The organism is Aeromonas enterica (assembly GCF_054052465.1).
The window spans coordinates 35,874-61,290 of sequence record NZ_JBSTYL010000022.1; the positions used below are offsets into that span (position 1 = coordinate 35,874).

At 61.2% G+C, this 25,417-nt stretch carries 20 protein-coding genes; 12 read left to right on the forward strand and 8 right to left on the reverse strand.

The genetic code is table 11. The annotated features are described in order from the left end of the window. Window positions 1-56: 56 nt before the first annotated feature. The 6 genes from ACW5XD_RS18925 (at window position 57) to maiA (ending at window position 5,680) form a co-directional block, all read left to right on the forward strand. On the forward strand, window positions 57-716 hold the full coding sequence (locus tag ACW5XD_RS18925) for a TIGR01621 family pseudouridine synthase (protein WP_456496215.1): 660 nt from the start codon (window positions 57-59) through the stop codon (window positions 714-716). Continuing rightward, entirely contained in the window at window positions 713-1,381 is a 669-nt protein-coding gene (locus ACW5XD_RS18930) for an HAD family hydrolase (protein ID WP_456496216.1), read from the forward strand. Before ACW5XD_RS18925 ends, ACW5XD_RS18930 begins: the two co-directional genes overlap by 4 nt. A 262-nt stretch (window positions 1,382-1,643) precedes the next feature. Next, the gene (gene hppD / locus ACW5XD_RS18935) at window positions 1,644-2,753 is read left to right on the forward strand and encodes a 4-hydroxyphenylpyruvate dioxygenase (protein ID WP_456496217.1); all 1,110 of its coding nucleotides are present in this window, start codon (window positions 1,644-1,646) and stop codon (window positions 2,751-2,753) included. Window positions 2,754-2,803: 50 nt separating this feature from the next. After that, on the forward strand, window positions 2,804-3,961 hold the full coding sequence (locus ACW5XD_RS18940; RefSeq protein WP_456496218.1) for a homogentisate 1,2-dioxygenase: 1,158 nt from the start codon (window positions 2,804-2,806) through the stop codon (window positions 3,959-3,961). A gap of 8 nt (window positions 3,962-3,969) precedes the next feature. After that, a complete protein-coding gene (locus ACW5XD_RS18945; RefSeq protein WP_456496219.1) occupies window positions 3,970-4,968 on the forward strand; it encodes a fumarylacetoacetate hydrolase family protein in 999 nt (332 codons plus the stop codon). Between the two features lie 73 nt (window positions 4,969-5,041). Beyond that, window positions 5,042-5,680: a maleylacetoacetate isomerase gene (gene maiA / locus ACW5XD_RS18950; RefSeq protein WP_043556465.1), complete on the forward strand. Its 639-nt coding sequence runs from the start codon at window positions 5,042-5,044 to the stop codon at window positions 5,678-5,680. A 101-nt stretch (window positions 5,681-5,781) separates the two neighbouring features. Here the strand turns inward: maiA and ACW5XD_RS18955 are convergent, their stop codons facing one another. Then, window positions 5,782-6,282, reverse strand: coding sequence for a thioredoxin family protein (locus tag ACW5XD_RS18955; protein WP_456496220.1), 501 nt, complete (start codon window positions 6,280-6,282; stop codon window positions 5,782-5,784). 750 nt (window positions 6,283-7,032) lie between these two features. On the opposite strand from ACW5XD_RS18955, the gene ACW5XD_RS18960 reads away from it, so the two are divergent. Further along, on the forward strand, window positions 7,033-8,529 hold the full coding sequence (locus ACW5XD_RS18960; protein ID WP_456496221.1) for a C69 family dipeptidase: 1,497 nt from the start codon (window positions 7,033-7,035) through the stop codon (window positions 8,527-8,529). A 123-nt stretch (window positions 8,530-8,652) separates the two neighbouring features. Here the strand turns inward: ACW5XD_RS18960 and asnB are convergent, their stop codons facing one another. The 4 genes from asnB to ACW5XD_RS18980 form a co-directional block, all read right to left on the reverse strand. Then, window positions 8,653-10,317, reverse strand: a complete 1,665-nt coding sequence (gene asnB / locus ACW5XD_RS18965) for an asparagine synthase B (protein ID WP_456496222.1) — start codon at window positions 10,315-10,317, stop codon at window positions 8,653-8,655. 193 nt (window positions 10,318-10,510) lie between these two features. Next, complete coding sequence (locus ACW5XD_RS18970; protein ID WP_456496223.1) at window positions 10,511-10,879, reverse strand: cupin domain-containing protein; 369 nt, start codon at window positions 10,877-10,879, stop codon at window positions 10,511-10,513. 118 nt (window positions 10,880-10,997) lie between these two features. Beyond that, window positions 10,998-12,572 carry a cation:proton antiporter domain-containing protein gene (locus tag ACW5XD_RS18975; RefSeq protein ID WP_456496224.1) on the reverse strand — a complete coding sequence of 525 codons (1,575 nt, stop codon included), beginning with the start codon at window positions 12,570-12,572 and terminating at the stop codon, window positions 10,998-11,000. A gap of 91 nt (window positions 12,573-12,663) precedes the next feature. Continuing rightward, window positions 12,664-13,413 (reverse strand): HAD-IIA family hydrolase, encoded by a 750-nt coding sequence (locus ACW5XD_RS18980; protein WP_042869600.1) that lies wholly within the window; start codon window positions 13,411-13,413, stop codon window positions 12,664-12,666. A 215-nt stretch (window positions 13,414-13,628) separates the two neighbouring features. Between ACW5XD_RS18980 and ACW5XD_RS18985 the strand changes: the two genes are divergently transcribed. Further along, window positions 13,629-14,648 (forward strand): adenosine deaminase, encoded by a 1,020-nt coding sequence (locus ACW5XD_RS18985; protein ID WP_456496225.1) that lies wholly within the window; start codon window positions 13,629-13,631, stop codon window positions 14,646-14,648. A gap of 108 nt (window positions 14,649-14,756) precedes the next feature. On the opposite strand, the gene ACW5XD_RS18990 is transcribed toward ACW5XD_RS18985, so the two are convergent. From ACW5XD_RS18990 to ACW5XD_RS19000, 3 genes are all read right to left on the reverse strand, one after another. Then, window positions 14,757-15,878, reverse strand: coding sequence for an alkene reductase (locus ACW5XD_RS18990; RefSeq protein ID WP_456496226.1), 1,122 nt, complete (start codon window positions 15,876-15,878; stop codon window positions 14,757-14,759). Between the two features lie 259 nt (window positions 15,879-16,137). After that, on the reverse strand, window positions 16,138-17,673 hold the full coding sequence (locus ACW5XD_RS18995) for a TerC family protein (protein ID WP_456496227.1): 1,536 nt from the start codon (window positions 17,671-17,673) through the stop codon (window positions 16,138-16,140). Between the two features lie 311 nt (window positions 17,674-17,984). Further along, on the reverse strand, window positions 17,985-18,911 hold the full coding sequence (locus ACW5XD_RS19000; protein ID WP_456496228.1) for a cation diffusion facilitator family transporter: 927 nt from the start codon (window positions 18,909-18,911) through the stop codon (window positions 17,985-17,987). Window positions 18,912-19,081: 170 nt separating this feature from the next. Between ACW5XD_RS19000 and ydiJ the strand changes: the two genes are divergently transcribed. The 4 genes from ydiJ (at window position 19,082) to ACW5XD_RS19020 (ending at window position 25,293) form a co-directional block, all read left to right on the forward strand. Beyond that, complete coding sequence (ydiJ, locus tag ACW5XD_RS19005) at window positions 19,082-22,159, forward strand: D-2-hydroxyglutarate dehydrogenase YdiJ (protein ID WP_456496229.1); 3,078 nt, start codon at window positions 19,082-19,084, stop codon at window positions 22,157-22,159. After that, entirely contained in the window at window positions 22,159-22,647 is a 489-nt protein-coding gene (locus ACW5XD_RS19010) for a hypothetical protein (protein ID WP_456496230.1), read from the forward strand. The genes ydiJ and ACW5XD_RS19010 overlap by 1 nt, the downstream gene beginning before the upstream one ends. A 122-nt stretch (window positions 22,648-22,769) precedes the next feature. Next, on the forward strand, window positions 22,770-23,231 hold the full coding sequence (locus ACW5XD_RS19015) for a hotdog fold thioesterase (protein WP_043139453.1): 462 nt from the start codon (window positions 22,770-22,772) through the stop codon (window positions 23,229-23,231). A 181-nt stretch (window positions 23,232-23,412) separates the two neighbouring features. Beyond that, window positions 23,413-25,293, forward strand: coding sequence for a DEAD/DEAH box helicase (locus tag ACW5XD_RS19020; protein ID WP_456496231.1), 1,881 nt, complete (start codon window positions 23,413-23,415; stop codon window positions 25,291-25,293). The last annotated feature ends 124 nt before the right edge of the window (window positions 25,294-25,417 follow it).

The window sequence follows — 25,417 nt, forward strand, 5'->3', positions numbered from 1 at the left end:
GTGACCCCTTGAGAGGGTCATATTCTTGTAATGAAACACATTCTAAAGGGTTATTGATGTACCGGATACTAGTGCAGCACAAAGATTTCATGGTGATCAACAAGGGGCCCGGCCTTGGCATGCACGACGAGACCGACGAGTCCGGTCTGCTCAATCCGGGCCTGGTCAGTCGGGTCAAGGCCGACACCGGGTTGGTCCTCTATCCCGTCCATCGGCTCGACAAAATGACCTCCGGGCTGGTGTTGCTGGCGCGTACTACGACGGCAAACCGGGCGCTCAGCATGGCGTTTGCGGATCGACAGGTGAGCAAGCAGTATCTGGCCCTCTCCGATCGCAAGCCCAAGAAGAAGCAGGGCTGGGTCAAGGGGGACATGCAAAAAGGGCGGGGCGGCAGCTGGATGCTGGCGCGCAGCCTGGACAACCCCGCCATCAGCTGGTTTGACTCGGTGCCGGTGCGCGAGGGCTTGCGGCTCTACCGCATCAAGCCCCAGACCGGCAAGACCCACCAGATCCGGGTTGCCCTCAAAAGCATAGGGGCACCCATTCTGGGGGATGAGCGCTACGGCGGCACGGCGGCCGATCGCGGCTACCTGCACGCCTGGCGTCTGAGTTTCACCCTGGCAGACGAAGCATTCGATTTTATCTGTCCTCCCGATGAGGGTGAGATGTTTCTTACCCCCGAGCTCGATGCCGCCATCGCGGGATTGAGCGAATGAGCGGCGCTCAGGCGCTGCCGGAGAACCCGGTGCCCGCCAGCGGCTGGATCCTGGCGGATTTTGACGACACCCTGGCCCCGGGCGACAGCCACGCCGGCCTGCTGCGTTACATACTCAGGCGCCGCCTCTGGCCACTCTTGCTGCTGCCGGTGATCGCGCTGGGTGGCCTGGTGTACCTTGTACCCAGCCAGCGCCGGCGGGGGATTTCGCTGATCTGGTGGGCCATCACCCTGGGGCTCTCGCCCCTTGGCTGGCGCAAGCTGGTGCGGGCCTATTGCCGCACCCGGCCCGGCCTGTTTCGCGAGGCGCGCGCCTTGCTGGCGGACGTGCACGAGCGCTGCTGGGTGATCTCCGCCAGCCCCCGCGCTCTGGTGCGGGGCCAGCTCTATCAGCAACTGCCCGGCACGCTGCCCCATCGCACCCTGGGCTCGCGGATGCACTACCGCTGTGGTGGCCTGATGCCGCGTTTTTACTGCCACGGCCAGCACAAGATCCTGCCCGAGATCCGCGCCCTCGCAGCGGTACTCAGCTTGAGCGACAGCCTGCACGATCTGCCGCTGCTGGCGCTGGGGGCACAGGCCTGGCTCATCAATCCCACCCCGAGTCGCCTGCAAAAAGCGCAGGCGCACTTGCCCCGCATAGTGCCCAAACAGTGGCGGCTGTAAGGGAAAGCTGACAGTCTGCCGGGTCGCCGTGGGGCGATCCGCAAGGCTGCGGCCTCAATGTCACAATCCATTTACATTTTTTGGGCGAGGGGACGGGGAAACTATCTGAAACCCCCCTCTTCTCTTCGGTCGCGCACCTGCTTCTAATGAAACAAGTTGTTAACAACGGACCAGTTGACGCAGTGACCGGCACTGACGGTGCGCCGCTGCGTCAACCCGCTTTAACCACTTTCAGTCATCAGCACATTGCAAGGAGCGCATCATGACGACCACTTCCTCTTCCCGTTCCCACACCATCAATCCCCTTGGCACCGATGGTTTCGAATTCGTCGAGTACACGGCGCCGGATGCCAGAGGCATAGCCGCCCTCAAGGCGTTGTTTGTCTCGCTCGGGTTCGCCGAGGTGGCACAACACAAGCACAAGCAGTGCTGGCTCTACCGTCAGGGTGACATCAACTTCGTGGTCAACGCCGAGCCCCACTCCCAGGCGGAGCAGTTCGCCAGCCTGCACGGGCCGAGCGTCTGCGGCATGGCGTTTCGGGTGGTGGATGCGGGCAAGGCTCAGCAATTTGCCATCACCAAGGGAGCCAAGCCCTTCATCGGCAAGATAGGGCCCATGGAGCTCAACATCCCCGCCATCTACGGCATAGGCGAGAGTACGCTGTCGTTTGTGGACCGCTACGGCGACAAGGGCTCCATCTATGACGTGGATTTCGTCTTCTACCCGGACTGGCAGGCGCGCATGGCCGAGGTGGATGCGGGGCTTTACGAGATAGATCACCTGACCCACAACGTTCAGCGCGGCAACATGGATGTCTGGTCCAACTTCTATGAGCGGATCGGCAACTTCCGGGAAATTCGCTACTTCGACATCGAAGGCAAGCTGACCGGCCTGCATTCCCGTGCCATGACGGCTCCCTGCGGCAAAATTCGCATCCCCATCAACGAATCCTCCGATGACAAGTCCCAGATCGAGGAGTACCTGCGTCAGTACAAGGGGGAGGGGATCCAGCACATAGCCCTGGCCTCCAGCGACATCTACCAGACCATACGCACTCTGCGTGGCCGTGGCACCGGCTTTATGCCGACGCCGGATACCTACTACGAGAAGGTCAACAGCCGGGTCGAGGGCCATCAGGAGGATCTGGAGGCGCTGAAAGCGTTGCGGATCCTGATCGACGGCTCGCCGACGAAAGATGGCATCCTGTTGCAGATCTTCACCGACACCGTCATAGGCCCGGTGTTCTTCGAGATCATCCAGCGCAAGGGCAACGAGGGGTTCGGCGAGGGCAACTTCCAGGCATTGTTCGAATCCATTGAACTGGACCAGATCCGCCGTGGCGTCTTGAGCGGAGAGCCCAGCGATGCGTAACGGGATCCGACTTCATCGAACCGTGCTTCATTCATGCGAGGTATTTGGCGATGCGTAACTGGATAGGCTTTCCCCATCGGGAGGGGACCCACTCCCGCCAGGCTCATGCCGATCTGCCGGAGCAGGCCATCTATGAGCGCGAACTGGGGCGGGCCGGTTTCTTCGGCCCCGCCACCCACATGCACCACAAGCACGCTCCCACCGACTGGACCAACTGGGAGGGGCCGCTGCGGCCGAGGGCATTTGACTTGAACGGTCTGCAGGAGGAGGTGAGTTCCCTCTCCCCCTGGGTGATGCCGGATATTCTGCACAATGCCCACTGCCGCTACCGGATGTGGCGCCTGCAGGAGGCGATGCCGTTTCTGGTGCGCAACGCCGATGGCGACGAGCTGCTGTTCATCCACGAGGGCAGTGGCGAGTTTTATTGCGACTACGGCCACCTGACCTTGCGGGATGGCGACTATGTGGTGATCCCCCGTGGCACCATGTGGCGCATCGAACCCACGGCGCCCCTGTTCATCCTGATGATAGAGGCGACCAACGACAGCTATCAGCTGCCGGACAAGGGGCTGGTGGGCAATCACGCCATCTTCGATCCGGCGGCGCTGGATGTACCCGCCATAGACCCGGCCTTTTTGGCCCAGCAGGATGAGAATCCCTGGTCGCTGCAGGTCAAGCGTCACAACCAGGTCTCCGTCATCACCTGGCCCTTCAATCCGCTGGATGCGCTGGGTTGGCACGGGGACTTGTGCGTGGTGCGCCTCAACTGGCGCGACATTCGCCCGCTGATGAGCCACCGCTACCACTTGCCGCCCTCGGCTCACTCTACCTTCGTGGCGAGCCGGTTCGTCGTCTGCACCTTTGTGCCGCGCCCCATAGAGAGCGACCCCGGCGCCCTCAAGGTGCCCTTCTATCACAGCAATGACGACTACGACGAGGTGCTCTTCTACCACGCCGGGGACTTCTTCAGCCGGGACAATATCGAGCGGGGCATGGTCACCTTCCACCCCGCCGGTTTCACCCACGGCCCCCATCCCAAGGCGTTTGCGGCGGGACAGGCCTATGCCAAGAAGTTCACCGACGAGGTGGCCGTGATGCTGGATACCCGCGATGCGCTGAACATTGGCAGCTTGTGCGAAGGGGTGGAGAACCCGCGCTACGTCACCAGCTGGCAGCGCCCGGATCTCATGACTACCACCGGCAAATAAGGATTTTTATGAAACTTGCAACCTTGAACAACGGCAAGCGCGATGGCGCTCTGGTAGTGGTCAGTCGGGATTTGAGCCGTGCGGTGCGGGTGGCGTCCATCGCCCCCACCCTGCAGGCGGCCCTCGATGAGTGGGCCGAGACCGAGCCCAAACTGGCCGCCATCTATCAGACCCTCAACGATGGCACCTGTGCCGATGCCTTCCCGTTTGATGAGAGTGAGTGTCTCTCGCCCTTGCCCCGTGCCTACCAGTGGGCCGACGGCAGCGCCTACGTCAACCATGTGGAGCTGGTGCGCAAGGCCCGTGGCGCCGAGATGCCGGAAAGCTTCTGGCACGATCCCCTGATCTACCAGGGCGGCTCGGATTGCTTCCTGGCCCCCCGCAGCCTCATAGTGATGGGGTCAGAGGAGTGGGGCATCGATTTCGAGTCGGAGGTGGCCATCATCACGGATGACGTGCCCATGGGAACGAGCCCGCAGGCTGCTGTCGCCCACGTCAAGTTGCTGATGCTGGTGAACGACGTGAGCCTGCGCAACCTGATCCCCGGCGAGCTTGCCAAGGGTTTTGGCTTCTTCCAGTCCAAACCGTCGAGCGCCTTCTCGCCGGTGGCCATCACCCCGGACGAGCTGGGGAGCGACTGGCAGGAGGGCAAGGTGCATCTGCCGCTGGAAACTTATCTCAACGGCGCCCTGTTCGGTGCCCCCAATGCCGGGGTGGACATGACCTTCAACTTCCATGAGCTGGTCGCCCATGCCGCCAAAACCCGGCCGCTCGGGGCGGGCTGCATCATAGGCTCGGGGACCGTCTCCAACTATGACCGCAGTGCCGGATCCTCCTGCCTCGCCGAGCTGCGCATGTTGGAAATTATCGAGTCAGGTCAAGCCACTACACCCTTTCTGCGCTTTGGTGATACAGTGTCCATCGCGATGCAGGATCGCAACGGGATGAGTCTGTTTGGCACCATTTTGCAAAAAGTCACGCAACAGGATGTCAGCCAGATGACGTGAAGGAGCCAGTGCGGGCACAGGGCCGACTGGTGAACGGCAGGTGCCCTTGCACCTGCCAACACAGGGACAGATTATGTTGCAGTTGTTTGGATATTGGCGTTCATCGGCAAGCTATCGGGTGCGGATCGTGATGCAGCTCAAGGGGCTCGATTACGAGCATCACCCGGTCAACCTGCGGCAGGGCGAGCAGCGCGAGAAGGCCTATCATCGCATCAATCCCCAGGGGCTGGTGCCCTTTCTCATCGACGGGGATGTGCAGTTTGGTCAGTCGGTTGCCATCATGGAGTACCTCGACGAGACCTATCCCGCCTATCCGCTGATGCCCTCGGCCGCCCAGGCGCGAGCCAGGGTGCGCCAGATAGTCAACATGATCGCCTGCGACACGCACCCGCTCGACAACCTGCGGGTGCTCAACTATCTGGAGCAGGAGCTGGGGCTGGGCAAGGCGCAGCGTGATGCCTGGTATCGCCACTGGATTGACGAAACCTTCAGGGTGCTCGAGCCTTTGCTGATGACCACGGCCGGCGTCTATTGCGTCGGCAACGAGGTGACCTTGGCCGACTGCATGCTGGTGCCCCAGGTCTACAACGCCCGCCGCTACGACATGACCCTGGATGAGTACCCCACCATCGCCCGCATCGTCGCCAACTGCGAGCAACTGCAGGCCTTTATCAAGGCCGCCCCGGAGCTGCAGCCGGATGCGCAGGTCTGATAGCGGGCTGACTCATTCTCACGACTGACATTGCGAGTCAATTGTCCCGCCTCGTTGCCAACGGTGCGTGACAATTGTGGCATGGGATGCGATGGGGCAACTCAGCTGGATTCTGATGGTGATTGGAAGAAGGCGATAAACTTGCCGAATTTCGCCTCGTCGTAGCTCTTTCCCTTCTCCAGCAGCCCGGTGTTGAAAGACTCCAGCAGCTTGCCTTTGGCATCCAGTACGTAGAAGTGGGGCACCCCAAGGTACTCGGGGTAGCGCTTCAGGAAGGGCTCGTTCTTGTTCGCCTTGCTGACGTTCACCTTGACCACCACAAAGGTCTGGTTGAACTGACTGGCAAGGGCTCGTTCCCGGTCCAGGAAGTGGTTCATCTCCTGGCACCAGCTGCACCATTCACCGCCCACCAGCAGCAGGACCTTCTTGCCCTCGCTCTGCGCCTTGGCGGTGGCGGCGGCCAGATCCTGCGCCGGATCCCGCCGCTCGTCATACCCCTGGCTGTAATCGGGCAGTGTGCTGGCCCAGAGATGGCCGGCGCTGTACGCCTCGCCATGGAACAGGGCCGTGCCAAGCAGCAGCGGCAATAGCAGTCGCTTCATCCTTTTCTCCTTGTGTTGTTGTTCGTTGCTTCCAAGCAGCAACAATGTGACACGAGCGAGCCCCTTCGCCAAGCGGCAAGAGTGGCAGGGCATATGCAAAAAATGGGAATGATGGGTCAGAAAGGTGCCTTTGTCGGTGTGGCCGTATTGGCCGCTGGCTGCTTCAGGGAATGAAATGAGGAGAGTGGAATACAGAGCCTGTCCCTTGGGATATTGATCGGGAAAACGGCGAATAATAAGCGGCCGTCATGTGCACGCTGGTATTCAGCACCATGGAAAATAATACCCGTCACGCTGGCGATAAAGGTGGATTTCATATCTCTGTATATTTTACCGAACCCATATATAAAATATTGTTTTGCTGAAGTTCCATCTGTGTTGGTGATACAGCTGTGGTTCAGCTCACTCCTTGGTGAGCGCTGGGAAGTGTCATGTTTGTGCTGTGTTGGCTGTTCATGCTGACACTTTAAATTGATATTTAATATATTTTTGGTGTTTTGAGCCTGTTATCACGTTTGTGATAGTCGATAAAACCTAACATCGTCGCACCCATAATAGATGCGAGCTGGTTGCGTATCGAGAATTAACCTTCCTTTGAAAATTGTCATGGGCATAAACAGTTAGCAGTATTGATAACCCGTCGACATGGCTCATGGTATTCAGGTTTATCAAGCGTGTCACCCTGTCAGCTATATCCATCGCTAGATGGGAAAGGGGTATTTCACGTTAATTTTGCAACAAGGAGATATCATGCATTCCTTCAAGAAGTGCGTCGTTGCACTCTCCATCAACCTTGCTCTCTTCTCGTCGGCGTTCGCCTGTACCACCCTGCTGGTTGGCAGCGAGGCCAGCTCCGATGGCTCCATGATGGTGGCCCGCAGCGCCGACAGCGATGCGCTGAAAGCCCAGCATTTCGTGATTCATCCGGCGAAACAGGGGCAGAGCGGTGTGCACAGCTCCAAGGCCCACAACGGCGCCAATGATTTTAGCTACCCCTTGCCGAAAAACTCCCTGCGTTACACCACGGTGCCGGACTGGAAGACCCAGCTGCACGGCGCCACAGGTTTCAACGAGAAGAGGGTGGGGGTGAGCGGCACCGAGTCCATTTTCGCCTCGCCCGAGGCGCTCGCCTTCGATCCCTATGTCGAGGATAAGGGGATCACCGAGGACGATATTCCCGATGTGCTGCTGTCGCGTACCACCTCGGCCCGCGAGGCGGTCGCCCTGCTGGGCAACATCATAGAGACCCTGGGGGCGGGGGAGGGGTTTGGCGTCGCCGTGGTGGATGACAACGAGCTCTGGTATCTGGAGACAGCCACCGGTCACCACTGGATGGCGCAGCGTCTGCCCAAGGACCAGTATTTTGCTTCTGGCAATCAGGGTCGCCTGCAGCAGTACGATCCCAAGAGTGCCGACATGATGGGCTCGAAAAATCTGGTCGAGTTTGCCACCGAGAAGGGGCTCTACCAGCCACAAAAGGATGGGACGTTCAATTTCTCGAAAGCCTATACCCGTGACGATGAACGGGATCGTACCTATAACGATCCCCGGGTCTGGACCATACAGCAGATGTTCAACCCCTCGCTCAAGCAGGCGGTGGAGGCCGGTCGCCAATTCCCGGTCACCCTGATCCCCGAGAAGAAGATGACCCTGGAGGAGGTCAAGGCGGTGCTGCGCAATCACTATGACGACACCGAGCACGACCCTTACGGCAAGGGGTTGAACGGCCAGGAGCCGTGGCGCCCCATCAGCGTGTTTCGCACCTACGAGGCCCATGTGATGCAAGTGCGCCCCTGGATGCCGCGTGAAGTGGGGGAGGTGACCTATGTGGGCCTCGGCATGGCGGACTTGACCGCCTTCGTTCCCTACTACAGCGGTCTGGAGGCCTATCCGGCCCACTATGCCCTGGGCAGCGACAAGGCGGACAGCGACTCCATCTACTGGAAATATCGCAAACTGCAGACCCTGGTGATGACGGATTACCCCAAGTTGGCGCCCATGGTGAAGCAGGCTTACCAGAGCTGGGAGGCGAAGATCGCCAACGAGCAGAAAGAGATGGAAGCCAGCTATCTGAAAACGGTCAAAACAGACAAGGCCGCCGCCAACCGTATGCTCAACGACTTCAATCTGCGGGTGATGAAGGATGCCGAAACGCTGACCGACGATCTGACCAATCAGGTCTTCACGGTGCGCACTCAGGATATTCAGGCCGATATCTTCTTTGCCAACAAGGCGAAAAAGGATTGATGCCGCTCAACGCGGCAACATCGGCCAGCTGAGCTGACGAGCGCCATCGCCATGGCCAAAAAATAAAAGCCCCTCGCGAGGGGCTTTGTTGTTGGCTGGTTGGCCAGGATATCCGTCAGCGGATCAGTAACTCTGCTGGTGAACGTCCATCACGGCGCGACCGGATGGATCGGCCATCTCCTTGAACTTGGCATCCCACTCCAATGCGGTCGGAGTGGAGCAGGCGACCGACTTGCCGTAAGGCACGGTACGGGCGGCGGACTCCAGCGGGAAGTGCTCGTCAAAGATGGCGCGGTAGTAGTAGGCCTCCTTGGTGAGCGGGGTGTTGACGGGGAAGCGGAACGCCGCCGCCTCGAACATCTGATCCGTCACTTCGGTCTCGACCATGGCCTTCAGGCTGTCAATCCAGGAGTAGCCCACACCGTCGGAGAACTGCTCCTTCTGACGCCATGCCACCTCGTGGGGCAGCAGCTCCTCGAAGGCTTCCCGCAGGATGTGCTTCTCGATCTTGCCGTTGCCGCACATCTTGTCGGCGGGCTGCAGGCGCATCGCCACGTCCATGAACTCCTTGTCGAGGAAAGGCACGCGACCCTCCACGCCCCAGGCGGCCATCGACTTGTTGGCACGCAGGCAGTCATAGAGGTGCAAAGAGGCGAGCTTGCGCACGTTCTCCTCGTGGAACTCGCGGGCGTTGGGGGCCTTGTGGAAGTAGAGGTAGCCGCCGAACAGCTCATCCGACCCCTCGCCGGAGAGCACCATCTTGATGCCCATCGCCTTGATGTAGCGGGCCATCAGATACATGGGGGTGGAGGCACGTATGGTGGTGACGTCATAGGTCTCGAGGTGATAGATGACGTCCCGCAGGGCATCCAGCCCTTCCTGCACGGTGAAGTGGATCTGGTGGTGTATGGTGCCGAGGTGATCGGCCACCTTGCGGGCGGCGGCGAGATCCGGCGAGCCTTCCAGGCCGACGGCGAAGGAGTGCAGCTGGGGCCACCAGGCTTCGCTCTTGCCATCGTCCTCTACCCGGCGGGCGGCATAGAGCTTGGTGATGGCGGAGATGACGGAGGAATCGAGCCCGCCGGAGAGCAGCACGCCGTAGGGCACGTCACACATCAGCTGGCGCTTGACCGCCGCTTCCAGGGCCGCCTTCAGCTCGGCCTTGTCGCTGACGTTGTGCTCGACCGCGCCGTACTCCATCCAGTCGCGTTTGTACCACTGCTTGAGCTCGCCATCCTTGCTCCAGAGGTAATGTCCGGGCGGGAAGGTCTCGACGCTCTTGCACACCGGCACCAGGGCCTTCATCTCGGAGGCGACATAGAAGTTACCGTGCTCGTCGCGGCCGGTATAGAGGGGGATGATCCCCATGTGGTCGCGGCCAATCAGGTAGGCATCCTGCTCGGCATCATAGAGGATGAAGGCGAAGATGCCGTTGAGATCGTCCAGGAAGGCGGGGCCCTTCTCCTTGTAGAGGGCGAGCAGCACCTCGCAGTCGGAGTGGGTCTGGAACTTGAAGTCGACCTTGAGGTGCTTCTCGAGTTCCTTGTGGTTGTAGATCTCGCCGTTGACGGCCAATACGTGAGTGCGCTCGGGGTTGTAGAGCGGCTGGGCGCCATTGCCCGGATCGACGATGGCCAGGCGCTCGTGCACCAGGATGGCCTTGTCGGAGCTGTAGACGCCGGACCAGTCAGGCCCGCGGTGACGCAGTCGCTTGGACATCTCCAGCGCCGATTTGCGCAAGGTGGCGGAGTCGGTCTTGATGTCCAGAATGCCGAAAATAGAACACATTGGCGGTAATCCTCTTGATTTTTATATGAGCCCCCCACGTTCGGGCTCGAAATTCCATTTACATTCCTCGCCAATCACAATGCCTAGCGCAAAAACCTTTTGCAAGCGGGAAAACCGCACAAAATCATGCCGCCAACGTCAAGTCGGCGGGTGAGAATGGTGTCGACAAAGAGGGGCTTGCTTGACGTGCGCGTCAGGTCGCGGCGGGTTCGAAGATCACATAGAGCTTGCGGCAGGCCACCAGGGTCTCCCACTCGCCGACGAAGCCCGCCGGGATGACGAACTGATCCCCCGGCTTGAGGTGCAGCTCGCCCCCCTGGCCGTCGTGGATCCGCGCCTCGCCCTCCAGCAACTGGCAGTATTCGTGCTCTGTGTAGCGCACGGCCCAGCGCCCCTGCTCGCAGGCCCAGAAGCCCACGTGAAACTGCTGGCTGGGGTCCGAATAGTGGTTCCAGAGGGTCTGGCTCGGGTTGCCCGCCCTGATGCGCTCGGCAGGGGGTATCAGCGGGGCAGGGGCGGCTTGGTGGCTATTCAGCAGGATCCAGTCGTTGAGGGTCTTCATGGGGCCTCCTTGGCTATGTCAGATATAAAAGCGGGGCCATCCTGGTCCCGCGTTTGTTCGTTTTATTAAACGCAGTTGCGCATAACTTAAACGATGCGTCTCAGCTTGCCAAGCGCCGTCAGCGTGGCTGCAACCGCTTGATGACATGGCGGGCGAAGCCGCTGCCCGCCTCGTCGTAGACGTTGAACACCGCATCCACCCCCTGTTCGCGCAGGGAGGCGATGTCATCCTCGAAGCGGACGATGGCCGCTATCTTGCCGGCAAAGCCATGGCTGCGCAGCTTCTCGATGGCGTAGAGGTTGCCCGAGTGGTGGGGCATGGCCAGCAGCACCAGGTTGACCTGGTTGGAGAGCAGCACCTTGTCCCAGAAGTCGGTATCGGTGGCGTCTCCCTCGATGACGTTCATCCCCTGGGCGCGCAGGGTGGGCAGCTTCTCGCTGTCGTTCTCCACCCCGAGGATCACTGTGCCGTACTTGTTCTCCAGCTCGAAGTAGGCCCCCTGGCCGATGCGGCCCATGCCGAGGATGATCACCTCGGCATCGCCGAGTTCGATGGGCCTGTCCTCCGGATGCAGGGTGTTGGCCTGCATGCCGCGCAGCCAGCTGCCGAGTCTGTGGTAGATCCGCTCGCTCTGGCTGTTGAGCGGCGCCGAGATCATGAAGCTTGCCGCCAGCGCCAGTGACAGGGCGACCAGCCACTCGTGGGAGATCCACCCCGCCTTGGCGGCGATGGCGGCCACAATGAGGCCAAACTCCGAGAAGTTGGTGAGCGCCAGGGTGGAGAGCAGGGCGGTACGCACCCGCAGGTGGGCGCCGCTGTAGACCAGGTAGTAGAGTGCGCTCTTGAGCGGCAGCGCCAGTACCAGTGCCAGCGCCAGCAGCATGGTATCGTGGGTCGGCAGGCCGTTGAGGCCTATGGTCAGGAAGAAGCAGACGAGGAAGAGATCCTTGAGGTTGAACAGCGCCTTGGCCAGCCCGGCGGCGGCCGGGTGGGAGGCCAGCATCATGCCGATGATGAGCGCCCCCAGATCGGGCTTGAGCCCCACCACCTCAAAACCGGCGGCGCCCACCACCAGCGCCAGAAAGATCCCGAACAGCACCTGCAGCTCGCCGTGGCCGGCCCGCTCCAGCAGCTTGAACAGCAAGGGGCGCAGCAGCGGCAAGCCGAGTACCCAGAGCGCCCAGATGCTGGGCCACTGGCCGCTGGAAAATGCCAGAAAGGCCACCGCAAACACATCCTGCATGACCAGTACCCCGATGGCGAGCCGGGCGTAGAGGGCATTCATGTCGCTGCGGTCCTCCAGCACCTTGACCGCAAAGACGGTGCTGGAGAAGGAGAGGGCAAAGCCGAGCAGCAGCGCCAGCTTCCAGTCCAGCGAGAGGGCCAGTGCGAGCCCCAGCCCCTTGCAGACCAGCAGGACCACGGTAAACAGCAGGGTGGAGAAGAGCAGGTGTACGCTGGTGGTGCCCCACACATCGCGCCGCATCAGGGTCTTGACGTTGAGCTTGAGGCCGATGGTGAACAGCAGCAGGGTGACCCCGAGATCGGCGACCTCGTTCAGTGCCAGGGTGTTGTGATAGCCCATGGCGTTGAGGAGGAAGCCGGCGGCCAGAAAGCCCAGCAGGGGTGGCAACCCTATGAGGTTGACCAGCATGCCGCAGCCGAAGGCCACGGCGATCATCATTGGTTCCATTGCGCGTCCTTCAGGGGCTGCGGGTCAGCCCCGGCTAGATGCTGGTGATGGCCTGACGACGGGCGTGGCGGTGCCATGCCCGGGCTGGCGATCAGACGATGTCTATGTCTACCACCGAGTCGAAGATGTGGTTCGGACGAAACGGCATGCGGTCGATGTCGGCTACCTTGCTCACCCCGGAGAGCACCAGCACGGTTTCGAGACCGGCCTGGAAGCCCGCCAGAATATCGGTGCGCAGGTTGTCGCCTATGATGACGGTGTCGTCGGAGTGGGCTTCCATCCGGTTGAGCGCCGCCCGTATGATCCAGGCACTCGGCTTGCCCACATAGAAGGGCTTCTTGCCGGTCATCCGCTCTATGGGGGCGCACAGGGCGCCGCAGGCGGGGTGCATCATGGGGCCATGGGTATCCGGGTTGGTGGCGATGAAGCGAGCCCCCTGATCCACGAACTTGGCACCCAGCTGCATCATGGTCCAGTTATAGTTGCGGGTCTCGCCCACCACCACGAAGTCGGGGTCTATGTCGGTGATGGTGAAACCGGCCTTGTAGAGCTCGTGGGTCAGCGCCCCTTCCCCAATCACATAGGCCTTCTTGCCATCCTGGCGTTTGAGAAAATCGGCGGTGCCCATGGCGGAGGTGTAAAAGCACTCTTCCGGTACCTCGATCCCGGCGGAGCGGAAGCGGTTTTGCAGATCTTTCTGGGTCTGGGCCGGGTAGTTGGTGAGGAACAAGAGCTTGCTGCCCTGCTCCAGCAGGCGATGGACGAAGCGGTCGGCACCGGGTACCAGATCGTTGTTGTGCAGGATGACGCCGTCGATGTCACAGATGACGTTTTTCTTCATGAGAACTCCTTGTGTAGGGCGCAAGAGGCGGCGGGAATCTGCGCCAACTCTCAAGATCTTCAAATAGTTATGTTGTTTTTGTGACGCCATTATAAGTCTGTTTGATGACAAGTCTCCCCCATAAACAGAGATAGGTGCACAATGAGCTGCAGAGGGGAGGGATCCGCTCTGCGAGTGGCAGATCCCGCGGTCTGTGTGTTGATGGAGCCGTCATCATGGATAACTTTATTGCCGGTTTGCCCAAGCTGGAGCTGCACCTGCATATCGAAGGTACGCTCGAGCCTGAGCTGATGTTTGCCCTGGCCAAACGCAACGGGGTGGCCTTGCCCTGGCCCGACGTGGCGAGCGTGCGCGCCGCCTATGACTTTGACTGCCTGCAAACTTTTCTCGATCTCTATTACCTTGGCGCCAGCGTGCTGGTGACCGAGCAGGATTTCTTCGACCTTACCTGGGCTTACCTTGAGCGCTGCGCCGCTGACAAGGTGGTGCACGTGGAGATCTTCTTCGATCCCCAGACCCACACCGCCCGCGGCATTCCCTTCGCCACCGTGCTGGGCGGCATCGAGCGGGCGCTGCAGACCGGGGAGCGGGAGCTGGGCATCAGCTGGCGGCTCATCATGAGCTTCTTGCGCCATCTGAGCGAGAAGGAAGCGTTTGCTACGTTGGCGGAAGCCGAGCCGTTCCTGTCGCGCATTCACGGCATCGGTCTCGACTCGGGGGAGAGGGGCAACCCGCCCACCAAATTTGCCCGGATTTTTGCCAAATGCCGCGAGCTGGGATTGCCGGTGGTGGCCCACGCCGGCGAAGAGGGGCCTGCCGAGTATATCTGGCAGGCGATCAACGAGCTGCAGGTATGCCGCATCGATCACGGAGTGCGCTCGGCAGAGGATCCCGAACTGCTGCGCTATCTGGCCGATACCCGGCTGCCGCTTACCGTCTGCCCCCTCTCCAACACCCGGCTCAAGGTGTTTGACTGCATGGCCCATCACAATGTGCTCACCCTGCTGGAACAGGGGCTCTGCGTCACCATCAACTCCGACGACCCCGCCTACTTCGGCGGTTACATGGCGGCCAACTTCCACGCCCTGGCCCATGACCTTGGCGCCAGCATGAATCAGCTCTGCCGCTTGTCGCTCAATGCCGTCGAGGCGAGCTGGCTCAGCCTGGCGGACAAGGCCCGGCTCACCCGGGAGATCAGGAGCTACGCCGGCTGTTGCGGGGTCGCCCTCTACTAGCCTCGTGCGGCCGGCTGTGTCGGCGACACAAAATAGCAGGCCCGCCAGTGATGGCGGGCCTGCTGTGTTTCAATGAGCTGATGTGCCGACAGGGGCCGCTGGCCGGAATCAGGCCGATTGCGGCTCGGTGGCCTCTTGATAGGTCGGATAGTCGGTCAGCCCCTGTTCGCCACCACCAAACAGGGTGGCCGGATCGTGGGGGGCGAACGGGTAGCCGTGGCGCAGCCGGTTCGGCAGATCCGGGTTGGCCACGAAGGGGCGACCAAAGCCAATCATGTCGGCCCAACCGGCCTGGAGGGCGGCCCGTGCTCGCTCGCCATCGTACTTGCCCGCATAGATGAGGGTGTTGGGGAAGGCGTCCCGCAGCCCCTGCTTGAAGTTTTCCGGCATCAGGGGGGCATCGTCCCAGTCCGCCTCGGCGATGTGCAAGTAGATAACGTTAAGTTCCCCCAGCAAGCGGGCCGCGGCCAGGTAGGTCTGCTGCGGGTTGGCATCGACGGTGCCGTTGAGGGTGGTGAGCGGCGCGAGGCGCACGCCGACGCGGTCGGCTCCGATTTCGGTACTGACCGCCTCTGTCACCTCTTTCAAGAAGCGCAGGCGATTTTCCAGCGAGCCGCCGTAGCCGTCGGTACGGGTGTTGGACTCGGAGTCGAGGAATTGGTTGATGAGGTAGCCGTTGGCGGCGTGCAGCTCTATGCCATCGAAACCGGCCAGCATGGCGTTGCGGGCCGCCTGACGGAACTGGCCCACCACAGTATCTATGTCTTGCTGGGTCATGGCGCGCGGGGTGACCGTCTCCACAAAGCCGGGTGCATCGCTGCCGTTATCGACGAACACCTTGACGCCCGCGGCCTTGATGGCCGACGAGGAGATGGGCTGGGCACCGCCGATGTTGTCGGGATGAGTGACTCGGCCCACGTGCCAGAGCTGGGCGAACATGGTGCCCCCCTTGGCATGGACGGCATCGGTCACTCCCTTCCAGCCGGCTACTTGTTCGGCGCTGTGGATCCCAGGGGTCCAGGCATAGCCCTTGCCCATGGGGTCTACCTGGGTGCCTTCGCTGATGATGAGGCCCGCCTCGGCGCGCTGGGCGTAATAGGTGGCCATCATGGCATTGGCCACATCACCGGGCTGGCTGGCGCGGGAGCGGGTCATGGGAGGCATGACGATACGGTTGGCAAGGTGCAACTGGCCCAGACGCAGCGGGCAGAACAGGTGATCGTGGCTCATCTTGAGTTCCTCATGGTGGGAGTGAGGCCACTCTATCCCTGCTGCTTGTTGTGAAAAAGAGGGGTAATTGCAGAAAAGAATTGCAGTGATGGCATCAATCCCTCGGCACCGGGCCTGGATGGCGCTCGCAGGCTCGCCAGCAGGCAGTTGAGGGGCTTGCAAAGAGAGAGCTGGCTGCGGTGTCGTTCAACAAACAGCGCAACAAAAAGCGCAATAAAAAGAGGGCCTGATCGGCCCTCCTTGTTCACGCGACCTGGGCTCAGGTCCCCAGCGGCATGACCCGTACCCGTTCGATGCGGCGCTCGCTCACCTCGACCACCTCGAAGCAGAGCTGCTGCAGTTGCAGCTGCTGGCCCGGGGTGGGCAAAGAGCCGAAGTGGGAGAGCAGCATGCCCGCCAGGGTCACGTATTCGTCGCTCTCGCTCACCAGCCCCTCGTGTTCCAGCACCTGCTCCACATGGTGGATGTTGGTACTGCCGTTGATGAGCCAGCCTTCCCCGTCGCGCACCATGTCCGGGGTTTCGTCTTCGTCCGGCAATTCGCCGACGATGGCCTCCAGCAGATCGTGAGTGGTGACCAGCCCCTGGATGACGCCAAACTCGTCGGAGACCAGGATCAGGCTGCCTTTCGCCTTGCGCAGCTCTGCCAGCAGCCGGATCACGTTGATGGTCTGCGGCACTATGATGGGGTCGTTCTGCTTGGCCAGCTCGGTCAGGGACTGTCCCTCGTTGAGGGCAAACAGCAGATCCCGCGCCTTGAGTACACCTATGACCTCGTCCAGGTCGCCGTCACAGACCGGGAACAGGCTGTGAGGCTCCCGCTGCAACACAGCACGGATCTCCTCGACCGAGTCGTTGACGTCGATCCACGCCATGTCGGAGCGGGGGGTCATGATGGTGCGGATGGAGCGCTCGGCCAGCGACAAGACCCCGGTCACCATGTAACGCTCCTCCTCGCCAAAGCTCAGCGGCGCAGGCGCTGGCGCATCCAGATCATCGTCCGGTCTGTCCTGATATGCCTTGCTGCCCATCAGCTTGAAGATGGCAGCCGTGGTGCGCTCGCGCAGGGGCTGCTTGGCCTCATGGCGCTCGGCGCTGCGCTGGGAGAGCTGGTTGAAGAACTCGATCAGCACCGAGAAGCCGATGGCCGCATAGAGGTAGCCCTTCGGAATATGGAAGCCAAACCCTTCCGCCACCAGGCTGAAGCCGATCATCAACAGGAAGCTCAGGCAGAGCACCACCACGGTCGGATGGGCGTTGACGAACTGGGTCAGCGGCTTGGAGGCGAGCACCATCACCAGCATGGCGATGGTCACGGCGGCCATCATGACGCCGAGGTGTTCCACCATGCCCACCGCCGTGATGATGGAGTCCAGCGAGAAGACGGCATCCAGCACCAGGATCTGCGCCACCACAACGCCGAAACTGGCGTAGACGCCGCTGTGGCCGCCGGACTCGGGGTTGGCCTCCAGCCGCTCGTGCAGCTCCGTGGTGGCCTTGAACAGCAGAAACAGGCCGCCGCCCATCAGGATGAGATCCCGACCGGAGAAGACGAGCTCGCCGAGCTGAAGAATGGGGGCGGTCAGGGTCACCAGCCACGACATCACCGCCAGCAGGCCAAGACGCATCAGCAGGGCCAGCGACAGGCCTATGATGCGGGCTTTGTCCCGCTGGGCGGGGGGGAGTTTTTTCACCAGGATGGCGATGAAGACCAGGTTGTCGATCCCCAGCACGATTTCCAGAATGATCAGGGTAAACAGACCCACCCAGATGTGGGGATCCAGCAGCAATTCCATGTAATGACCTCAATAAAAAACAGACAGAGCGGGTGTCAGTGACGGCGAAAAATGGCCGTGGGAGCACGAAACTTGGGTGTTTTCAGAGGCGCTGGTGGAGCAATAACAGATACATTTTGACAGGGAGAAACGAAGGGCAACTTCGGGGATTGTCCATGATGGGCAATAAAACCTCGGGTTAAAAATGAGCCATGATGATAGCGGGAATCAGCGCGTTGGCAAGCGCAGGGCAATCAATTTGACAAGCACAGGGCGATCAAGATGTGAGGACGCAGGGGGAGGCGACCGGGTCGCACTCCCCCGACCGGTCTTTACAACCAGCGTTTCTCGCGGGTGAAGCAGACCGAGAGCCAGGCATCCCCCAGGGTATCGCCGAGGCGGGACCAGAGCTCCTGGCGCAGGGCATCCTGGCGCTCGATGGGCCACTCCTGGTCCGGGGCCACCAGTATGTTCAATTCCAGATCGAAGCGGCGGCCGCTCTTCGCCAGATGGCTGTAGCACTCGATGCCATGGCGCAGGCGCAGGGCCTCGATTTCGCTGGCCACCAGTTGGGAGACATCCCCCTTGGGGGCGATTTTCAATACTTCCCGCAGGTTGCGGCCGAGCACCTTGATGGGGATCAGGGTGGCGCACAGGGCGAGCAGGGTGACCAGCACCGGGTCTATGTAGCGGTTGTACTGGCCGTAGCCGAGGGCATCGAGCCCGATGGCCACCACGAAACCGATCAGCAGGGTGGCGCTGAGCAGGGTATCGACCAGCCACTCTTTGGAGTCGACCCGCACCAGCTCGGAGTCGATCTGCTCGGCGACCCGGGCTTCGATGCGATAGATGATGGCGCAGAAGAAGGTGCAGACAGCGGCGTAGATGAGGGCGTGGCCAAGATCGATCTCCCGGCCTCCCGCCAGCAGGGAGGTGATGCCGCTGTAGAAGGCGCCGAGGCAGAGCAGCAGAATGATGGCGCCGTTGATGACGTTGGTGATGGGCTCGAAGTGGGCGTAGCCGTACTGGAAGCGATCATCTGAGGGGCGGGTAACGAGATAGGCGGTGATGAGCCCGAGTCCCGTCATGCCCATGCTGAACAGGGTGAAGATGCCATCGAGCATGATGGCGTTGGAGCCGACGAACAGGCCATAGCCGATGCCGAAGATGGCAAAGGTGATACAGCCGAACAGCGACAGGGTCAGTGCCTGTTTTTCTGTGGTGACCAGCGTACTGATAACATGGCTGTGGTGAGCCATAACAATCCTCCTTTCAAATGGTGAATATTGCCAAGCGCAAGCGGTTTTCTAGCTGATATACTGCCCGCTCACATGTGAGCGGACTGGCCTTGGCGCCCGCAAAGAGGCGAACCAGGGCGGTCGTTGTCGCCGGCGTACCGGCATCAAGCAAAGGATGGGAACAAGGATTCATGATCCCGAGACTCGATTACCAGGACAGTTTGTCACCCGCAACCCTGCAGTTTCTTGAGTTGCTAGAGCGCAGCGCATTTCGTGGTGATATCGAAAAGTCTTATGCAAGCCGATTGGCGATGGCGACGGATAACAGCGTCTATCAGGTAGTACCTCAGGCGGTTCTCTATCCGCGCAGTGCGGACGATATTGCGGTGATGCTCAAGCTGGCCCAGGGGCCCGAGTACGCAACCTTGAGTTTCTTCCCTCGCGGCGGCGGTACCGGCACCAATGGTCAATCCTTGGGCGGCGGCATTATCGTCGATCTCTCGCGTCATATGAACCAGATCATGGAAATTAATCTGGAAGAGGGCTGGGTGCGGGCCCAGGCCGGGGTGGTGAAAGACCAGCTCAACGCCTATCTCAAGCCCCACGGCTACTTCTTCTCGCCGGATCTCTCCACCTCCAACCGCGCCACCCTGGGGGGCATGGTCAACACCGATGCCTCGGGGCAGGGGTCGCTGGTCTACGGCAAGACCTCGGATCACGTGCTGGGCCTCAAAGCCGTGCTGGAGAATGGCGACATCATGGTCACAGAGCCGGTCACGGGGGCGCGTCTCGCCGACAAGCTGGCGCTCGAGAGCCGCGAGGGGGAGATCTATCGCACCCTCTATCGCATCGGCAAGGATCGCCGCGCCGACATAGAGGCCACCTTCCCCAAGCTCAACCGCTTTCTGACCGGCTACGATCTCAAGCACCTTTATCAGCTCGAGAGCGACACTCTGGATGTGAGTCGGGTGCTGTGCGGCTCGGAAGGATCGCTTGGCTTTATCACCGAAGCCAGACTCAACATCACGGCCATTCCGCGCTACCGTACGCTCGTCAACGTCAAGTACGACAGCTTCCCCTCCGCGCTCAGGAATGCCCCCTTTATGGTGCAGGCCCATGCCCTGTCGGTAGAAACCGTGGACTCACGGGTGCTGGGGCTGGCTCGCGCCGACATCATCTGGCATTCGGTCAAGGCCTTCATTGAGGACGTGCCCGGCAAGGATCTGCAGGGGCTCAACATCGTCGAGTTTGCCGACACCGACGAGGATGAGCACCAAGCCAAGGTGGCCGAGCTGTGCCGCCGTATCGACGATCTGTTGGCGCGTGGCGAGGCGGGCATCATCGGCTATCAGGTGTGCAACCACCTGGCCAGCATCGAGACCATCTACGCCATGCGCAAGAAGTCGGTGGGGCTGCTTGGCAACGCCGAGGGGCGCAAGAAGCCGGTGGCCTTCACCGAAGACACGGCCGTGCCGCCGGAATCCCTGGCGGATTTCATCATGGAATTTCGCGCCCTGCTCGATGGCCACGGCCTCGATTACGGCATGTTTGGTCACGTCGATGCGGGCGTGCTGCATGTGCGCCCGGCGCTGGATTTGTGCGACCCCGAGCAGGAGGTGCTGCTGCGCCGCATCTCGGATCAGGTGGTAGCGCTCACCGCCAAATATGGCGGCCTGATGTGGGGGGAGCACGGCAAGGGCTTTCGCTCCGAGTACAGCCCCGCCTTCTTCGGCGAGCTGTGGGAGGAGCTGCAGCAGGTGAAGGGGGCGTTCGACCCCGACAACCGCATCAACCCGGGCAAGATCTGCATGCCCTATGGCAGCGGGGCCGAGCTGGTGTCAGTTGACGGGCCCAAGCGCGGCAAGTTCGACCGCCAGATCCCGATTGCGGTGCGGGAAAGCTATACCCGCGCCATGGATTGCAACGGCAATGGCCTCTGTTTCACTTTCGAGACCGACTCCCCCATGTGCCCCTCGGTCAAGATCAGCCGCGACCGCCGCCACTCGCCGAAAGGGCGGGCCGGGCTGATGCGCGAATGGCTGCGCCAGCTGGCACAGCAGGGCTTCGATCCGCTGGCCGAGGAGGTGGCGCTGCAAAGCGGCGGTCTGCGCTTCAAGAGCATTGTCGACAAGTTTCGAAACACCCTGGCCCGTGCCCGCGGCCAGTATGACTTCTCCCACGAGGTGATGGAGGCGATGGAAGGGTGTCTGGCGTGCAAGGCCTGCACCAGCCAGTGTCCCATCAAGGTGGACGTGCCCACCTTCCGAGCCCGCTTCATGCAGCTCTACCACAGTCGCTATCTGCGTGGTCCCAAGGATTACTTCGTCGGCACCGTCGAAGCTTATGCGCCGCTGCTGGCCCGTGCGCCTAAACTGGTCAACTTCTTCCTGGAAAAAGAGTGGGCCCAGAAGGCGACCGAGAAGAGCATCGGCATGGTGGATGTACCCCTGCTCTCGGTGCCGACCCTGGCCGAATCCCTGCACGACAACAAGGCGCGCTATTTCGACCTGCCGGGCCTCGAGGCCATGAGCCCCGAGCAGCGTGCCAAAGTGGTGCTCATCGTGCAGGATCCCTTCACCAGTTATTACGACGCCCCCGTGGTACGGGATTTGGTGAAACTTGCCAGCAAACTTGGGTTGCAACCCTATCTGCTGCCATTCAAGCCCAACGGCAAGCCCCAGCACGTGAAGGGATTCCTGCGCGCCTTTGCCCGCACCGCAGCCAACAGTGCTCAGTTCCTCAACAAGATAGCGGCGCTCGGCATCCCCATGGTGGGCGTGGATCCCTCTCTGGTGCTCTGTTATCGCGACGAGTATGCCAAGGCCCTTGGCTCGGCCCGTGGCGATTTCCAGGTGCTGTTGCCCCAGGAGTGGCTGCTCTCCCTGCCGGCGCCTGAGCCCAAGGCGGCGAGCAAGGATCAAGGGGAAGGGGAGCATCAGGCAGACGAGCCCTGGTATCTGTTTGCCCACTGCACCGAGAAGACCGCCAAGCCGTCGACTCACGGCGACTGGGGCACCTTGTTCCAGCGTTTTGGGGCCAGCTTGCAGCCTGTGTCTGTGGGCTGCTGCGGCATGGCCGGCACCTATGGTCACGACGCCAAACAGGTGGAAAACTCCAAGGGGATCTACGGGCTTAGCTGGGCAGAGCCGCTTTCCCGCCTGCCCAAAGAGCGCTGTCTGGCTACCGGTTACTCGTGCCGCAGCCAGGTCAAGCGGATGGAGGGGGAAAAACTCAAGCATCCGCTGCAGGCCCTGCTGGAACTGCTCTGATGCTGACGCTGCCCAAGCGATTTCGGGTGCCGCAAGCCTTTCGGCACCCGCGTTTCTTGTTGTTGCCAGCCACCCCCGCTCAGGCGGTGGTGGAGTATGTAGCCATGCAGCGCGAGCGGGAACAGTTGCACCAGCTGTTTCGCCCGGATGACGTCTGGCCCTCTACCCAGTTCAGTTTGAGCCAGCACGAGGCCGATCTGGAGTGGCAGCACTCCGAGTTTCTGGCCAAGCGATCGTTTGCCTATGGCCTCTGGAGCCCGGAGCGGGAGCCGCAATTTTGGGGCGGGGTCTATCTCTACCCCTCGGTGCTGCCGGAGGTGGCGGTAGAGCTCTTCTTCTGGAAGCTGGCCGAGGCCCCCCTCACCGATGCCGAGCTGGAAGCCGAACTGCGGCTCTGGCTGGGCAAGGTGTGGCACTGGCCCGACCCCTGCCTGCCGGGACGGGATCTGCCCTGGGCCGAGTGGCCCGGCGTGACCTATCCCTGGTGAGAGTCCGGCATCAGGAGCTGGCTTGGCAAGATGCCCCCTGATAGGGGCATCTTCTTTTTCAGACTTTTTTCGCCGACACTGCTCATGTATAACCCGTTGATCACACAAGGAGTCTGCTCGCCATGAGTCAAGAAAACAGCGCCATCTGGCGCAAGCCCATGAGCCTGGAGGGGCTCAATGCCAGTTCCCGCAACACCCTGATAGCCCACCTGGACATCGTCTACACAGCCTTTGGCCCCGACTGGCTCGAGGCCAGCATGCCGGTGGATCACCGCACCCATCAGCCCCTTGGCATGCTGCACGGTGGCGCGTCCGTGGTGTTGGCGGAGACGCTGGGATCGCTCGCGGCCAATATGGCGGTGGGGCCAGATAGCTACTGCGTGGGACTGGAAGTGAATGCCAACCACCTGCGGGCCAAGCGGGAAGGAGTGGTGACAGGGCGTTGCTCGCCACTGCATCTGGGAGCAACGACCCAGGTGTGGCAGATTGAAATTCGGGACGAACGTGCGCGTTTATTGTGCACCAGTCGATTGACCATGGCAGTGCTCAAACACAAGCGGGACAAGGACTCCAGCGAGGAGTGATCTGCAATAACGCACCATGAGTGCAAAATAAGCAAGCCATAGTCGCAAGATCCCTCTATAATTGCCAACGTCTTGAGAGGCTTATCACATTTTTCAAGACAGCAGAACAAAGTGGCGCTATAATCGCCGCCTTTTTGCTATTCCGCGGTGCTTAGCCGCCTGCCTTAATCTGGAAGAATCTATGTCTGATACCGAACAACTGCCCCTTTTTAGTGAGCTTGGACTGGCCGCGCCTGTATTGAAAGCGCTGCAGGACGTGGGCTATGAGCGCCCGTCACCGATCCAGGCCGCAGCAATTCCCCACCTGATGGCGGGACACGATCTGCTGGGGCAGGCGCAAACCGGTACAGGGAAGACCGCTGCTTTTGCCTTGCCTCTGTTGTCTCGTCTGGAAGCTGGTAACCGCAATACCCAGGTTTTGGTGCTGGCACCGACCCGTGAACTGGCGCTGCAGGTTGCCGAGGCGTGCCAACGTTACGCCAAGCACATGCCGGACTTCCATGTCCTGCCGATCTACGGTGGTTCCTCCTACGAAACCCAGACCCGCGCCCTGCGTCGTGGTGCTCAGGTTGTCGTGGGTACCCCTGGCCGTGTGATGGACCTGATCCGTCGCAAGAACCTGGACCTCTCCGGCCTGAAAGCCCTGGTACTGGATGAAGCCGATGAAATGCTGCGTATGGGCTTCATCGACGACGTGGACTGGATCATGGAACAGTGCCCGAGCACCCGTCAGGTCGCGCTCTTCTCTGCCACCATGCCGGACCAGATCCGTCGTGTTGCCCAGAAGCACCTGAAGCAGCCGAAAGAGATCAAGATCATCACCAAGACGTCCACTGCACCGACCATCCGCCAGCGCTACTGGCAGGTAACCGGTCTGCACAAGCTGGACGCCATGACCCGTCTGCTGGAAGTCGAGCCGTACGAAGCCGTACTGGTCTTCGTGCGCACCAAGAACGCGGCCGAAGAGCTGGCTGGCAAACTGGCCGCCCGTGGTCACGCCTGTGAAGCGCTGCACGGTGATATCCCGCAGAAGCTGCGTGAGCGTACCGTCGACAAGCTGCGTCAAGGCCAGCTGGACATCCTGATCGCGACCGACGTGGTCGCCCGTGGTCTGGACGTTGAGCGCATCACTCACGTGGTGAACTACGACATTCCGTACGATACCGAATCCTACGTACACCGTATCGGCCGTACCGGCCGTGCTGGTCGCAAGGGTGAGGCCATCCTGTTTGTTGCTCCCCGTGAGCGCCGCATGCTGCGTGCCATCGAGCACGCCACTCGTCAGGCCATCGAGCCGATGAAGATGCCGAGCACCGAGGACATCAACCAGCACCGCATGACCAAGTTCAAAGAGCGCATCCGGGAAACCATGATGGGCGAAGAGCTTGAGATCTACCACAACCTGGTGAACGAGCTGATCGAAGAAGATTCTGCCGATCCGCTGGAGCTGGCTGCCGCACTGGCCAAGCTGGTGCAGGGTGACCAACCGCTGCTGCTTGATGAGTCCATCCCAGAGCCGCAGTTCAACCCGAGCAACGATCGTGGTGGCCGTGATTTCGAGCGCCGTGACGGTGGTCGTGACTTTGCCGACCGTGGTGATCGTCCTGCCCGTCGCATGCCGTCCCTCGAGCCGCGTCCGCTGAAAGACAATCCTGACGTAGAGATGGAACGCTACCGTGTAGACGTGGGTGCCCATCATGGCGTCAAGCCGGGCCAGATCGTGGGCGCCATCGCCAACGAAGCGAACATCGAGAGCCGTTTCATCGGCAACATCGACATCGCCGATGACTTCTCCACCGTCGATCTGCCCAAGGGCATGACTGCCGATGTACTGGAAGTGATCAAGAAAGCCCGTGTTTGTCAGCGTCCGCTGATGATCACCCGCTACACCGAAGTGCCGGCCGGCAGCAACACTGCCCCCCGCCCGCCGCGCAGCGATCGTCCTTTCAACAAGGATCGCCGCCCCAGCGGTGACCGTCCGTTCAACAAGAGCGGGGAGCGCCGTGAAGGTGGCTTCAACAAGGATCGCAAGTTCGGTGGCAACAAGCGCCGCGACACCTAAGTCCTGATCGTCTTGATAAAAAGGCCGCTCATCGAGCGGCCTTTTTGTTGCCTGTCATTTGGCCGGCTCATGGGTCTGGACTGGCCCGACTCAGAGGTTTGGATTGTGTTGGCCAGAGAGAGCC

Coding starts and splice junctions, on each gene's coding strand:
- ACW5XD_RS18925 (WP_456496215.1), top strand. CDS start 57: ATGTACCGGATACTAGTGCAGCACAAAGATTTCATGGTGATCAACAAG.
- ACW5XD_RS18930 (WP_456496216.1), top strand. CDS start 713: ATGAGCGGCGCTCAGGCGCTGCCGGAGAACCCGGTGCCCGCCAGCGGC.
- hppD (WP_456496217.1), top strand. CDS start 1,644: ATGACGACCACTTCCTCTTCCCGTTCCCACACCATCAATCCCCTTGGC.
- ACW5XD_RS18940 (WP_456496218.1), top strand. CDS start 2,804: ATGCGTAACTGGATAGGCTTTCCCCATCGGGAGGGGACCCACTCCCGC.
- ACW5XD_RS18945 (WP_456496219.1), top strand. CDS start 3,970: ATGAAACTTGCAACCTTGAACAACGGCAAGCGCGATGGCGCTCTGGTA.
- maiA (WP_043556465.1), top strand. CDS start 5,042: ATGTTGCAGTTGTTTGGATATTGGCGTTCATCGGCAAGCTATCGGGTG.
- ACW5XD_RS18955 (WP_456496220.1), bottom strand. CDS start 6,282: ATGAAGCGACTGCTATTGCCGCTGCTGCTTGGCACGGCCCTGTTCCAT.
- ACW5XD_RS18960 (WP_456496221.1), top strand. CDS start 7,033: ATGCATTCCTTCAAGAAGTGCGTCGTTGCACTCTCCATCAACCTTGCT.
- asnB (WP_456496222.1), bottom strand. CDS start 10,317: ATGTGTTCTATTTTCGGCATTCTGGACATCAAGACCGACTCCGCCACC.
- ACW5XD_RS18970 (WP_456496223.1), bottom strand. CDS start 10,879: ATGAAGACCCTCAACGACTGGATCCTGCTGAATAGCCACCAAGCCGCC.
- ACW5XD_RS18975 (WP_456496224.1), bottom strand. CDS start 12,572: ATGGAACCAATGATGATCGCCGTGGCCTTCGGCTGCGGCATGCTGGTC.
- ACW5XD_RS18980 (WP_042869600.1), bottom strand. CDS start 13,413: ATGAAGAAAAACGTCATCTGTGACATCGACGGCGTCATCCTGCACAAC.
- ACW5XD_RS18985 (WP_456496225.1), top strand. CDS start 13,629: ATGGATAACTTTATTGCCGGTTTGCCCAAGCTGGAGCTGCACCTGCAT.
- ACW5XD_RS18990 (WP_456496226.1), bottom strand. CDS start 15,878: ATGAGCCACGATCACCTGTTCTGCCCGCTGCGTCTGGGCCAGTTGCAC.
- ACW5XD_RS18995 (WP_456496227.1), bottom strand. CDS start 17,673: ATGGAATTGCTGCTGGATCCCCACATCTGGGTGGGTCTGTTTACCCTG.
- ACW5XD_RS19000 (WP_456496228.1), bottom strand. CDS start 18,911: ATGGCTCACCACAGCCATGTTATCAGTACGCTGGTCACCACAGAAAAA.
- ydiJ (WP_456496229.1), top strand. CDS start 19,082: ATGATCCCGAGACTCGATTACCAGGACAGTTTGTCACCCGCAACCCTG.
- ACW5XD_RS19010 (WP_456496230.1), top strand. CDS start 22,159: ATGCTGACGCTGCCCAAGCGATTTCGGGTGCCGCAAGCCTTTCGGCAC.
- ACW5XD_RS19015 (WP_043139453.1), top strand. CDS start 22,770: ATGAGTCAAGAAAACAGCGCCATCTGGCGCAAGCCCATGAGCCTGGAG.
- ACW5XD_RS19020 (WP_456496231.1), top strand. CDS start 23,413: ATGTCTGATACCGAACAACTGCCCCTTTTTAGTGAGCTTGGACTGGCC.